The organism is Paraburkholderia sp. SIMBA_053 (assembly GCF_046534895.1).
Classification (GTDB): domain Bacteria; phylum Pseudomonadota; class Gammaproteobacteria; order Burkholderiales; family Burkholderiaceae; genus Paraburkholderia; species Paraburkholderia caledonica.
Genome location: NZ_JAWRXU010000003.1, coordinates 485,098 through 497,797 on the forward strand (window position 1 = coordinate 485,098; position 12,700 = coordinate 497,797).

At 63.6% G+C, this 12,700-nt stretch carries 12 protein-coding genes; 7 read left to right on the forward strand and 5 right to left on the reverse strand.

Annotated elements, in window-relative coordinates; genetic code table 11:
- The first annotated feature begins 2 nt into the window (after positions 1 to 2).
- Positions 3 to 1,565, forward strand: a complete 1,563-nt coding sequence (locus SB753_RS14255) for a class I adenylate-forming enzyme family protein (RefSeq protein WP_410800464.1) — start codon at positions 3 to 5, stop codon at positions 1,563 to 1,565.
- A 46-nt stretch (positions 1,566 to 1,611) separates the two neighbouring features.
- Here SB753_RS14255 and xerD read toward each other — a convergent pair whose 3' ends face one another.
- The 3 genes from xerD to queG all read right to left on the reverse strand — a co-directional run bounded on the left by xerD (position 1,612) and on the right by queG (position 4,356).
- Positions 1,612 to 2,565 carry a site-specific tyrosine recombinase XerD gene (gene xerD / locus SB753_RS14260; RefSeq protein WP_088175667.1) on the reverse strand — a complete coding sequence of 318 codons (954 nt, stop codon included), beginning with the start codon at positions 2,563 to 2,565 and terminating at the stop codon, positions 1,612 to 1,614.
- On the reverse strand, positions 2,562 to 3,032 hold the full coding sequence (locus SB753_RS14265) for a methylated-DNA--[protein]-cysteine S-methyltransferase (protein ID WP_410800465.1): 471 nt from the start codon (positions 3,030 to 3,032) through the stop codon (positions 2,562 to 2,564). Before SB753_RS14265 ends, xerD begins: the two co-directional genes overlap by 4 nt.
- 76 nt (positions 3,033 to 3,108) lie before the next feature.
- Entirely contained in the window at positions 3,109 to 4,356 is a 1,248-nt protein-coding gene (queG, locus tag SB753_RS14270) for a tRNA epoxyqueuosine(34) reductase QueG (RefSeq protein ID WP_410800466.1), read from the reverse strand.
- 17 nt (positions 4,357 to 4,373) lie between these two features.
- On the opposite strand from queG, the gene tsaE reads away from it, so the two are divergent.
- Both tsaE and SB753_RS14280 read left to right on the forward strand, forming a co-directional pair.
- On the forward strand, positions 4,374 to 4,946 hold the full coding sequence (gene tsaE / locus SB753_RS14275) for a tRNA (adenosine(37)-N6)-threonylcarbamoyltransferase complex ATPase subunit type 1 TsaE (RefSeq protein WP_410800467.1): 573 nt from the start codon (positions 4,374 to 4,376) through the stop codon (positions 4,944 to 4,946).
- Positions 4,928 to 6,541, forward strand: a complete 1,614-nt coding sequence (locus tag SB753_RS14280; protein ID WP_214877591.1) for an N-acetylmuramoyl-L-alanine amidase — start codon at positions 4,928 to 4,930, stop codon at positions 6,539 to 6,541. The genes tsaE and SB753_RS14280 overlap by 19 nt, the downstream gene beginning before the upstream one ends.
- Before the next feature lie 104 nt (positions 6,542 to 6,645).
- Here SB753_RS14280 and SB753_RS14285 read toward each other — a convergent pair whose 3' ends face one another.
- A complete protein-coding gene (locus SB753_RS14285; RefSeq protein WP_410800468.1) occupies positions 6,646 to 7,527 on the reverse strand; it encodes an EamA family transporter in 882 nt (293 codons plus the stop codon).
- A 175-nt stretch (positions 7,528 to 7,702) separates the two neighbouring features.
- On the opposite strand from SB753_RS14285, the gene SB753_RS14290 reads away from it, so the two are divergent.
- Both SB753_RS14290 and trxA read left to right on the forward strand, forming a co-directional pair.
- Positions 7,703 to 8,578, forward strand: a complete 876-nt coding sequence (locus SB753_RS14290) for a pirin family protein (RefSeq protein ID WP_204522378.1) — start codon at positions 7,703 to 7,705, stop codon at positions 8,576 to 8,578.
- 97 nt (positions 8,579 to 8,675) lie between these two features.
- Positions 8,676 to 9,524, forward strand: a complete 849-nt coding sequence (gene trxA, locus SB753_RS14295; RefSeq protein ID WP_020069174.1) for a thioredoxin — start codon at positions 8,676 to 8,678, stop codon at positions 9,522 to 9,524.
- 86 nt (positions 9,525 to 9,610) lie between these two features.
- On the opposite strand, the gene tcdA is transcribed toward trxA, so the two are convergent.
- The gene (tcdA, locus tag SB753_RS14300) at positions 9,611 to 10,462 is read right to left on the reverse strand and encodes a tRNA cyclic N6-threonylcarbamoyladenosine(37) synthase TcdA (protein WP_410800469.1); all 852 of its coding nucleotides are present in this window, start codon (positions 10,460 to 10,462) and stop codon (positions 9,611 to 9,613) included.
- 220 nt (positions 10,463 to 10,682) lie between these two features.
- On the opposite strand from tcdA, the gene pdxH reads away from it, so the two are divergent.
- Positions 10,683 to 11,324, forward strand: a complete 642-nt coding sequence (gene pdxH / locus SB753_RS14305) for a pyridoxamine 5'-phosphate oxidase (protein ID WP_020069176.1) — start codon at positions 10,683 to 10,685, stop codon at positions 11,322 to 11,324.
- Between the two features lie 143 nt (positions 11,325 to 11,467).
- The gene (locus SB753_RS14310) at positions 11,468 to 12,682 is read left to right on the forward strand and encodes an SAM-dependent methyltransferase (RefSeq protein WP_020069177.1); all 1,215 of its coding nucleotides are present in this window, start codon (positions 11,468 to 11,470) and stop codon (positions 12,680 to 12,682) included.
- The last annotated feature ends 18 nt before the right edge of the window (positions 12,683 to 12,700 follow it).

Below are 12,700 nucleotides of genomic sequence, written 5' to 3' on the forward strand. Positions count from 1 at the left end.
CCTTGAGTACCGCCTCCCCTTTACGCTCCACGATCGACGTTCCCGCGCTACTGGACGCCCTGCCCGCGCGCATCTCCGATATTTCCGCGCTGGCGGCCGGGCGCGATCCGCAACACGTCGCGTTGATCGAAGACGGACGCCGTCTCACCAACGCGCAACTGGTTCAAGCCGTCGAGGCCACCGCTGCGTTGCTTCGCGATTGGGGCGTGCGTGGCGGCGACCGGGTCATGATCGTGGCGGAAAACAGCATCGCGCAGATCGTGCTGCTCTTCGCGACCGCGCGGCTCGACGCCTGGGCGCTCGTGTCGAATGCGCGCCTGTCGGCGTCCGAACTTGACGCGATTCGCGCGCACGCGCAGCCGCGCGTGACGGCCTACGCGGTGGAAAGCTCAGTGGATGCCGGTCAGCACGCGCAGCGTCATGGAGCAAGCGCAGCGCCAGACGTCGCGCCGGGTATCGGCGCGTGGTCCTTCACGGTGGACACGTCCGCGCAGGCCGAACCGGTGGAAGCCGCGAACGACCGCCAATGCGCGGCGCTCATCTACACGACCGGCACGACCGGCGCGCCAAAAGGCGTGATGCTCTCGAATCGCAATCTGCTGTTCATCGCCGCGGTATCCAGCCGCCTGCGCCAGGTCCGTCCCGACGATGTCGTCTACGCCGTGCTGCCGATCTCGCATGTGTACGGCTTTGCGTCTGTGTGTCTCGGCAGCCTGTACGCTGGAGCGACCTTGCGCCTCGCGCCGCGCTTCGCGCCGGAAGCGGTGCGGCGCGCGCTTGCCGACGAACGCGTGTCGATTTTCCAGGGCGTGCCGGCCATGCATGCGAAATTGATCGAACATTTGCAGACGCACGGGCATGCGTGGCACGCGCCGCATCTGCGCTTCATCTACTCAGGAGGCTCGCCGCTCGACGCCGCGCTGAAAGCGCACGTCGAAAGCGTCTACGGTCTGCCGCTGCATAACGGCTATGGCATGACGGAGAGCAGTCCCACGGTTTCACAGACCATGCTCGACGCGCCGCGCCGCGACTGCTCGGTGGGCGAGGTCATTCCGGGCGTCGAAGTGCGTTTCGTCGGCCTCGACGGCGCCGATGTCGCGGTCGGCGAAACCGGCGAGCTATGGGTGCGCGGCCCGAACGTGATGCTTGGCTACTATCGCAACCCGCAGCAAACGCGCGCCGCCGTGACCCAGGACGGCTGGCTCAAAACCGGCGACCTGGCGCGGCAGGACGCCGACGGCGCGCTGCATATCGTCGGACGCAGCAAGGATCTGATCATTCGCTCCGGTTTCAACGTGTATCCCGCCGAGGTCGAGCACGTGCTCAACGCACATCCGCAGGTCGTTCAGTCGGCGGTAATCGGACGCCCTGTCGAGGGCAACGAAGAGGTTATTGCGTTCGTCGAACTGGCGGCGAATGCAAGCGTGACACCGGCCGAACTGATTGCCTGGTGCGTCGAGCGCCTCGCGCCCTACAAGCGGCCCGCCGAAGTGAAGGTGCTTGCCGCGTTACCGGCTGCATCGACGGGGAAGATTCTCAAGCACCGGCTGCGCGAATTCCTCTGAAGCCGCAACACGACGCCAGCGGCAGCGGTTAGCTCATAAACCACGTTCACCCACGCGGATGATGCTGCGCATGCAGCGACTTCAGCCGCTCGCGCGCCACGTGCGTGTAGATCTGCGTGGTCGAAATATCGGTGTGCCCAAGCAGCAATTGCACCACGCGCAAGTCGGCGCCGTGATTGAGCAAATGCGTTGCGAACGCATGCCGCAACGTGTGCGGCGACAACGGAGCGTGCACACCGGCCACCGCGGCATGTCGCTTGATGATGTTCCAGAACTGCTGGCGCGTCATGCCCTCGGCACGGCTCGTGACAAACAGCGCGTCTGCCGCGCGCGGGCCGAGCAGCGCCGGTCGTGCGTCGCGCAGGTAGCGCTCGATCCAGCCGTGCGCCTCTTCGCCGAACGGAATCAGCCGCTCTTTCGAGCCCTTACCCATTACGCGAACCACGCCCTCGTTCAGCCCGACTTCCACCGTCTTCAGCGTGACGAGTTCGGTAACACGCAAGCCGCTCGCGTACATGAGTTCGAGCATCGTGCGATCGCGCAAACCCAGGGCGGTCTCGATGTCGGGCGCGCCGAGCAACGCCTCGACTTGCGCTTCGCTGAGCGTCGACGGAAAACGCGGCGGTTGCTTCGCCGAACGAATGCGCAACGTCGGATCGACTTTCGCGCGATGCTCGCGCACGGCCCACCCGTAGTAGCGTCGAAACACCGAGAGGCGCCGATTCGCCGACGTCGATTTGTCTTTTTGACGCGCGGCGCTGTACGCGTTCAGATCGGCCTCGCTGGCGGTGTCGAGCGACGCGTTGCGCGTTTGCGCGAGCCATTCGCTAAAGAGACGCAGGTCGCGGCGGTATGCGTCGAGCGTGTTCCGCGACAAACCGTGTTCGAGCCAGAGCGCGTCGCAGAATGCGTCGATCGACGCGGAACTCGTCGCGAACAAAGGCGACGATAGCGGCGAAGGCGATTGCGCGCTCGCGTCTTCAACCAGGGTATCGCTCATGCGTAGGGAAGGCCTTCATGCGTCAGCAGCCAGCGCTTGACGTTGCGAAAGAAACCGTCTTCGGCGTGATGCGCGAATCCGCCGATGCCGCTCGAACTCACCACGCGATGACATGGAATGACAATGGGAAAGTGGTTGGCGCCGCACGCTTGGCCGACCGCACGCGGCACACTGCCGAGTTGCCGGGCAAGCTGGCCGTAGGTCACCACGGCACCCGGCGGAATCTCGCAAATTGCCTGCCACACGCGTCGCTGGAAAGCGGTGCCGACCGGCGCGAGCGGCAGTTCGAATGTCGCCGACGCCTCGCTGAAATACCGCTCGATCTGCTCGACCGCCTGTCGCGCCAATGGCGTGTCAGGCGCGACGTTCTGCATCGACTCGGGCAAATAGACGATCTCGCGCACGGCCTCGCCTTCCAGGCGAATGCCGACCTTGCCGAACGGCGCGTCGATCACTGCGTTGAACATGGCGCCTCCTGACTCGCGCGACGATGATTCGAGACGTACAACAGACTCGCGGATTGCCGATACTTTACGCCGCTTTTCATGCCGCTTCGAGCGCCCATTGCACGTGCTCGCGCACCACGTGAGAAGAGTCGCCGGCGCGGCGCTCGAGCGCCTCTACAATCGCCTTGCGGGCGTCCGCACTCAAACTCTCGCGCGGTGCACGCAGCGCGTTGCCCATGCCCACGGCGAGATTGCGCAGCCAGCTTTCGTAGCCGATACGGCGGATCGCACTGCCCTGCATGCGCGTGTCGAACTCGTCCGCGCTCCAGCCGAACAGTTCCACCAGCGACGCGCGATCGAGCCCGTGCCGCACGTCGAAATCGGCGACCGGCGCAGCCTGCGCGAACTTGTTCCACGGACACACGAGCTGGCAATCGTCGCAGCCATAAACACGATTGCCGATCAGCGGACGCATGTCGACGGGAATGCTGCCCTTCAGTTCGATGGTCAGATACGAGATGCACAAGCGGGCATCCACCTTGTAAGGCGCGACGATCGCGCCTGTCGGACACGCGCCGATGCAGCGCGCGCAACTGCCGCAATGCGAGCCCGGCGTTTCAGGCGCGTGCTCGGGCGACGTCTCGGCGTCGGTCGGCAAAGGCACATCGACATATATTTCGCCAAGGAAGAACAGCGAACCCGCATCGCGTTGCAGCAGCAGCGTATGTTTGCCGCGCCAGCCAATGCCGGCCTTTTGCGCAAGCTCCACTTCGAGCACCGGCGCGGAGTCGGTGAACACGCGATAACCGAACGCGCCGATCTCCGCCTGAATTTTCTCTGACAGATGTTGCAGACGGTTACGCATCACCTTGTGATAGTCGCGGCCGCGCGCATAAATCGACACCACCGCGGCCGACGGATCGGCCAGGCGCGCATGCTCGACAGCCCGCCAGTCCTCGCTGGGCGGCACTTCCTGCGGTTCGCTTTCGTCCGGCTTTCCGCTCATTGCATGGGCGGGCAAATAGGCGATGCGAGCGGTAATCACACGTAGCGTGCCGGCCACAAGCTCGGCAGGCCGCGCGCGTTTCATACCGTGTTTCGCCATATAATCCATCTCGCCGTGGCACCCCGCTTCCAGCCAGGCTGCAAGCGGCGCTTCGGCAGCGGAGAGATCGGTGTCGCTAATGCCGATCGCCCCGAAACCCAGTTCACGACCCCACGTCTTGATGTTTCGCGCGAGCGCATGCAGCGCCGCTTCATCGAATTGACGCTCGGCGCGCGCCTCGTCGCAAGACGTCGGCGCATTGGGCGCAGGGGACACGGGAGACTCCGGACTTCGGTTCATCACGCCATTTTACGAGAATGCCTGACCATCCCGATCGCGCGATCGCGCCGCCCGCCGAAGTTCTGCTCGAACGCGCCTTCACGTTCGCGGACGAAGCCGCCACGCTCGCATTCGGCGAGCGCTTCGCACGGGCCATCGAAAGCGTCGCCGTCGCAGCACAAGGCCAGGTCAGCGGCGAGGCTGCTCAGGCATTCCACGGTCTACAAGTACAACTGGTCGGCGATCTCGGCGCGGGCAAAACCACACTCGTGCGCGCCACGTTGCGCGGCCTCGGTCACACGGGCCGCGTGCGCAGTCCCACGTACACGCTCGTCGAGCCCTACGTGCTCGAGCGACCCACCGGGGAACTCGCGCTTTATCACTTCGATCTGTACAGATTCACCGATCCGGCCGAATGGGCCGACGCCGGCTTTCGCGAATATTTCGACAGCGGCGCAGTCTGCCTCGTCGAATGGCCACAACGCGCGGGGCGTCTTCTCGGCGTGCCGGATCTCGTCTTCTCGCTCGACCTGGATAGCGAGGGCGACGGCCGCGTACTCGTCGCACGGGCATACAGCGAAACAGGAAAGGCATGTCTCGAAAGATGTTGATCAAACCGTTCCGCTCGATCGAATCGGCGGCAACCGCAACGCATAACTGGCGGCGCCGGCAGATTCTGTGCGCGGGCGCATCCACGCTTGTGCTCGGTCTCGTCGCACCGCGTCTTGCACTCGCCAGCTCGGTGCTCGGCGTGCGCGTATGGCCCGCGCGCGACTACACGCGGGTGACGATCGAATCCGATCAGCCGCTGCAAAACGCGCAGCAGTTGCTTCAGGGTCCGGACCGGCTCGTGGTCGATCTCAGCGGCCTCGATCTCGACCAGGCGCTGAAGGACCTCGTCTCGAAGATCACGCCAAACGATCCGCAGATCCAGTCGGTGCGAGTCGGCCAGTTCCAGCCGCACGTCGTGCGTATGGTGTTCGACCTGAAGGGCTCGGTGAAGCCGCAGGTGTTCGCACTGCCGCCTGTCGGCGCGTACAAGTACCGGCTCGTGTTCGACCTGTATCCCGCCGTCGCACCCGATCCGCTGATGGAACTGCTCGCGCAGAGCGAGCGCAAGCAGCAAACGCTGAACGAAGAAAACAGCGCGCCGCCGGCCACATTGAGCGGCCCGGGCACCACGCCGCCGGTCGCCGACAACAGCGAAGCGTTCTTCGAGCGTTATGCGCAAAACGGCGGCAGCGGGTCGGCGCCGAGCGTGCCACGTCCGCCCGCGCACGGCGCACCCACGCCACTGCCGCCGATCCCGCCGATCATCGCGAAGCCGGCGACACCGGGCGCTCCCGCGTCGCCGCCCAGCGCAATCGCGCGCAATAAAGGCAGCGGTAGTAACGGTAGTAGCGGTGGCAACAGCGCTAACAGCCTCGGCAACGACGACGACGCGAGCGACGACACCTACGCGTTCACCACGCCGAAGCCGGGCAAGAGCAACACGGTCCGCCTTCTCACGGTCGCGATCGATCCGGGACATGGCGGCGAAGATCCGGGGGCAATCGGCGGCTCGGGCACTTACGAAAAGCACGTCGCGCTCGACATCGCCAAGAAGCTGCGCGCGAAGATCGACGCGCAGCCGAACATGCGCTCCATGATGACTCGCGACGCCGACTTCTTCGTGCCGCTGAACGTGCGCGTGCAAAAGGCGCGGCGCGTTGGCGCGGATCTGTTCGTGTCGATCCACGCGGACGCGTTCACCACGCCCGAGGCGCGGGGCTCGTCGGTGTTTGCGCTGTCGGAGCATGGCGCGTCGAGCGCAGCCGCGCGCTGGATGGCGAACAAGGAGAACTCGTCGGATCAGATTGGCGGCATCAACATCAAGTCCGCCGACGCGACCGTCAACCGCGCACTGTTCGACATGTCCACCACCGCGCAGATCCGCGACTCGATGCGCTACGGCAACTTCGTGCTGAAAGAGATCGGCGGAATCAACAAGCTGCACAAGGGCTCGGTCGAACAGGCGGGATTTGCGGTGCTGAAGGCGCCGGATATTCCGTCGATCCTCGTGGAAACCGCGTTCATCAGCAACCCGGACGAAGAACGCCGCCTGAACGACGACGCGTACCGCGACAAGATGGCGGACGCGATCATGACGGGCATCAAGCGTTACTTTGCGGCGAACCCGCCGCTCGCGAAGAACCGCATGACGTGACGCGCGTATAGTGCGCTGTCATTCGACGACGCATACGACGACGCAAAAAAAACGGCCGCAATAATGCGGCCGTTTTTCCTTCCCTTCTCGTTCAGTAGCGCGATTCAACGCGCCGGCGACAGGCGCTGAGCGACCCATCCGCCGAACACGTTGACCGCGAGCCCTGCCATTACCAGTACCGCGCCGGCGATCTGCGCGCCGGAAAGCCGTTCATCGAGAAAGAGAGATGCAGATGCCAGGCCGACGATCGGCACGAGCAGCGAAAACGGTGCGACCTGGCTCGCCGGATAGCGCGACAGCAGACGGCTCCACAAACCGTAGCCGATCAGCGTGGCGATGAACGCGAGATAAACGATCGCGAAGATCGACATGGCGCTGATACCCGACAGCGCCGCAGCGATTCGCTGCGGGCCCTCCAACGCATACGACAGCGCCAGGAACGGCAGCGGCGGAATCAGGCTGCCCCACACCACGAGGCCGACCAGATCCACCTTGCCGACTTTCTTCGTGACGATGTTGCCGAGCGCCCACGAACACGCGGCGCACAGCGTGAGAAGGAAACCGGCGAGCGTCATGGCGTGACCGCCTTGCATGCCTATGACGGCGAGCCCGGCAGCTGCAATCAGCAAACCGGCGACGTTCGGCAAGCGGAAGCGTTCGTGCAGGAAAAACGCCGCAAAGATCAGCGTGAAAAATGCCTGCGCCTGCAATACGAGCGACGCGAGCCCCGCAGGCATGCCGACGTACATGGCCGAGAACAGGAAGGCGAACTGCCCTAAGGAGATCGTCATGCCGTATGCCAGCAGCCATCGCCACGGCAATTGCGGACGCTTGACGAAAAATACCGCCGGAAACGCGGCGAGCATGAAGCGCAGCGCGCCTAGCAGCATGGGCGGCACGCCATGCAAGCCCACCTTGATCACAACGAAATTGACGCCCCACGCGATCACCACGATCAGTGCGAGCAGCAGGTCCCTGGGTGACATCCCAGTCTCCAATTGATTATTGAACCTGCCAGTTTAGCGGAGGGTGGCGGGACACGTGATTGTTCGTGCTACGGATTTTCGGAGCAGGACTGTGCTGCGAAACGTCGTCGTTGCGCCCTCCGCAGTAGAATCGTCCATTGAGAAATTTCTTCCTCCTTATTCAGCCGAGCCCGCCATGTCCTCTTCGATCAAAGCAGTTCTCAAACCGCATCTGCGCGATGTCGGCAGTCTGACTGTGCGGCGCGTGCTGCCTGCAATGGCCGCGCGGCTGATCGGACCGTTCATCTTTTTCGACCACATGGGACCGGCGACGCTGGAACCGGGCGTCGGCCTCGACGTTCGTCCGCATCCGCATATCGGCCTTGCCACGGTGACCTTCCTGTTCGAAGGCGCGATCATGCATCGCGACAGCCTCGGCTCCGAGCAGAAAATCATCCCCGGCGACGTCAACTGGATGACGGCCGGGCGCGGCATCGTCCATTCCGAGCGCACGCCCGCCGAGGACCGCGCGAACGGCCAGACCATCCACGGCATTCAGACGTGGGTCGCGCTGCCGCTCGAAGACGAAGAGGTGGAGCCGTCGTTCGCGCACCACGCCGCCGACACGCTGCCGGTGGTCGAACGCAACGGCGTCACGCTGCGCGTGATCGCCGGCACGGCCTTCGGCGAAACGTCGCCTGTCACGACGTTTTCCGGCACGTTGTATGTCGCCGGCGAGTTCGCGCCGGGCAGCGCCTTCGCGCTGGAACCGGAGCACGAGGAACGCGGCGTGTATCTTGTCGACGGCGATCTGGAAATCGACGGCACGCCGCTCGAAGTCGGCCAGATGGCAGTGCTCGCGCTCGACGAGACCGTCACCCTCGCGAGCACGCACGGTGCGCGCGTGATGGTGCTGGGCGGCGAGAAACTCGACGGTGAACGCTTTATCGAATGGAATTTCGTCGCGAGTTCGCGCGAGAAGATCGAAGCCGCGAAAGTGGCATGGACCAATCAGGAGATGGGCAAAGTGCCGGGCGAAACCGAATGGATTCCGCTGCCGCAAAAGAAATGACGGCCAGTCCCGGCGACGGCGCGGCACGCATTGAACATTGAATCCACGCCGTTCGGCCCCAACTAGCAGACAAACCGTTTTTATCGACGAGGACGCAATGGACACCACTTTGGCCACATTTGAAAAGGACGTCATCACGGCGTCGACACTGGCCCCTGTGCTGGTCGATTTCTGGGCGCCGTGGTGCGGCCCCTGCAAGACGCTTGGCCCGATGCTGGAAAAGCTCGAAGCCGAAGCCGCCGGCAAATGGAAGCTCGTCAAGGTGAACGTAGACGAGAATCAGGAACTCGCCGCGCACTTCCAGGTGCGCAGCATCCCGCACGTCATGGCGTTTGCCGACGGCCAACCGGTGGATCAGTTCATCGGCGTGCTGCCTGAGGGCCAGCTGCGCGAATTCATCGAGCGGCTCGTGCCGCAAGGCGCGGATGCCGCGCGTCTCGAGGCGCAGACCGCGCTCGAAGAAGGTCGCCGCGAAGACGCTTACGATGCGCTGGAATCCGCGCTCGCCTACGATCCGGGCTTCGACGAAGCACGCATGGATCGCATCGAGATGCTGCTCGACGACAACCGCATCGACGAGGCGCGCAACGAAGTCGATCTGCTGTCGCCGAAAACCACGCAAGGCATCGACGCGCGCTTCAACGCGATCAAGACGCGGCTCGACGCCGTGGATGCTGCCGCCGACCTGCCGCCCACCGACGCACTGGAAGCGCGCGTCGCAAGTCATCCGGACGATCTGGAGGCGCGTTTCGATCTGGCAAGCGCGCTGATCGCACGCCGCAAATACGAGGGCGCGCTGGAACATCTGCTGGGCATCGTGCAGCGCGACCGCACGTTCCGCGACGACATTGGCCGTAAGACCATGCTCTCCGTGTTCGATCTCGCCGCGCATCAGCCGGAGCTGGTGTCGCAATGGCGGCGCAAGCTAAGCGCGGCGCTGTACTGAAGCGAGTCTAGGCACCCGCACCTCGCGTGCGGCGTCGGGCTGAATTCCGGCTCGTGCCGCACGCCGCTTGCCGCGCCAGAAACGCATCACCCCGCCTGTTTCGCCAAGGCACGCAGCACATGCGCGGCCGCGGCGAAACCAAAACTCGCCGTCACGCAAACGCTCGAACCGAAGCCCGCACAGTTCAGGCCGATCGGCCCCGTATGACCGGGCGACGTGGTGACGTGCTCCGCTTCCGCATCGATATCGCAGACCGCCGCCTCCGGGTAGATGAGCGGCTCGTCCGAATACACCGCGCTCACCTTGAATTTCGCTTTCGGCCCGCGCGGAAACCCGTGCTGCTTCCGCAACTGCCCACGCACTTTGGACAGCAACGGGTCCTGAATCGTCAACGCAAGATCGTCGATGCGAATGCGCGTCGGATCCAGCTGGCCGCCCGCGCCGCCAATTGTGATCAACGGCTGCTTGCGCTCGACGCACCACGCGATCAGCGCGGTTTTGGTGCGTACGCTGTCGATAGCGTCGATCACATAGTCGAAGCCGCCGCCGAGCGTCGCCGAGAAGTTGTCGGGCTCGACGAAGTCTTCCACGAGGCGCACGTCGCAGAACGGATTGATTGCCGCGATGCGCTCAGCCATCGCTTCGACTTTCGGTTTTCCGTAGTTGCCGTCAAGCGCGTGAATCTGCCGGTTCGTGTTGCTCTCCGCGACATTGTCGAGATCGATCAGCGTCAGTGTGCCGACAGCGCTGCGCGCCAACGCTTCGGCCACCCACGACCCAACTCCGCCAATGCCGATCACCGCGACATGCGCGCTTTCGAAAGCGGCGAGCGCCGGCGCGCCGTACAGACGCGCAATGCCGCCGAAGCGCCGCGCACGGTCGGCGGTTTCACTCCCGTCGAGGCTGGTAGTAAGATCAGATTGCGCGGTGGTCGACATGATAGGACTCATTGAACAGGCAGGAAACGGACGCGCTTCTAGATCGCGCAGCCGTATTTTGCCTGAACGCCTGCATGAGCATTGCCGCCGCAATCACCCTGTCGCGCTCCGGGGCATTACCCGATCATGCACGCCGGGCCTGCGTCGCGCTTGACCCAGTCGCGCGCAAAAAATTAATGCCTTAGCTATACTGCCCTGACTGTAGCGTTCGCATAACAACATGACCTCACTCGCCGAACTTCGAAAAAACTATTCGCTGGGTTCTCTGGACATCGGCGACGTAGATCGCAACCCGTTCCGGCAATTCGACGTCTGGTTTCAACAGGCTGTCGACGCGAAGCTGCCCGAACCGAATACGATGACGCTCGCCACCGTCGACTCGCGCGGCCGGCCTTCGGCGCGCATCGTGTTGATCAAGGGCGTCGACGAACGGGGCTTCGTGTTCTTCACCAACTACGAAAGCCGCAAAGGCCGCGAGCTAGCCACCAATCCGTACGCGAGCCTGCTGTTCTACTGGATCGAGCTCGAGCGCCAGGTGCGCATCGAGGGGCGCGTCGTCAAAACGAGTGCGGAAGAAAGCGACGCGTATTTCGCGTCTCGTCCGGCCGGTTCGCGAATCGGCGCATGGGCATCGAATCAGAGTCAGGTGATTGAAAGCCGTTCGCAGCTCGAAACGCGCGAACGCGAAATGCGCCTGCAATATGGCGATGAACCTCCCCGTCCGCCGCATTGGGGCGGTTATCGTTTGGTGCCCGAAGCAATCGAATTCTGGCAAGGTCGGCCGTCGCGTCTGCATGACCGCCTGCTTTACACGCGCGTAAGCGAGAACAGCAACTGGCAGATCTCCCGTCTCTCGCCGTGAATCGACACAAACAATGCCGCCAGCGCGCAGCCAACGCAGCAGCGCGCGGCGCACGGATCGCATCTCGCGGCATGGGAGTCGCGCCGCACTGATTTGCGCTCCACACAAGCTTCGCTTTAGTTCAACGGACACGGAGAGATCGCATGTTCTGGGAGAAAAAGCTGGCGCAGTGGGTGGAAGAAGTAAAGACCAAGGCTGACTTACCAGCACGTCTCGTGCTGTGGGACGGCCAGCAACACGACTTCGGGCGGTTCGCCGCGCCTCAGGTCACGTTGCATGTGAAAAGCGCGACGGCGCTGCCTTACCTGCTCGAACCGAGCCTCGACAATCTGGGCGAGGCATACGTCAAGGGTAAGATCGACATCGAGGGCAAGCTCTCGGACATCATCAACGTGGGCTATCAGCTCGCGCGCAATACCGTCACCAGTGCGAGCAAACTCGCACGCATGCGGCGCTATTTCCAGCATTCGAAAGCGTCGGACCGGAAGGCGATCCAGTATCACTACGACGTCTCGAACGAGTTCTACAAGCTGTGGCTCGACGAGAACATGGTGTACTCGTGCGCGTACTTCGAGAACGGCAACGAAGATCTGGCGACCGCGCAGATCAAGAAAATCGACCACATCCTCACCAAGATCCAGTTGCAGCCGGGGCAGCGCCTGCTTGACATCGGCTGCGGCTGGGGCGCGCTGGTGCTGCGCGCGGCGCAGAAATTCGGTGCGCAATGCGTGGGCGTGACGCTGTCACAGAACCAGTTCGATCTCGCCACGGCGCGTGTGAAAGCTGCGGGCCTCGAAAATCAGATCGAAATTCGTCTGCAGGATTACCGCGACGTCGAAGGGCAATTCGACCGCATCACGAGTGTGGGCATGTTCGAGCACGTCGGCCGCAAAAATCTGCCGGGTTATTTCAGGAAGATGCACGACCTGCTCGCCGACGACGGCGTCGCGATGAACCACGGCATCACGTCGAGCGACTCGGATAGTGGCGAAACCGCGCTTGGCGGCGGCGAGTTCATCGACCGTTATGTGTTTCCCGACGGCGAGTTGCCGCACATCAGCCTCGCGCTCGAATCGATGCAGCGCGGCGGGCTCGAAGCGGTTGACGTCGAAAGCCTGCGCCGTCACTATGCGCACACGCTCGACATCTGGGCGGAGAATTTCGAGGCGCATGCGGAAGAAGCCCGCAAGCTCGTCGACGACGAAAAATTCCGCATCTGGCGCGTCTATCTGGCCGGCTGTGCGTACGCATTCGAAAACGACGACGTCTCCATCTATCAGGTCGTATGCCGGAAGGCCGGCCGCAGCGCTAAAACCCTGCCGTGGTCGCGCCGCTACATGTACGAGAAGCCGCTGTGACGTGAGCGCCGCAGCGTC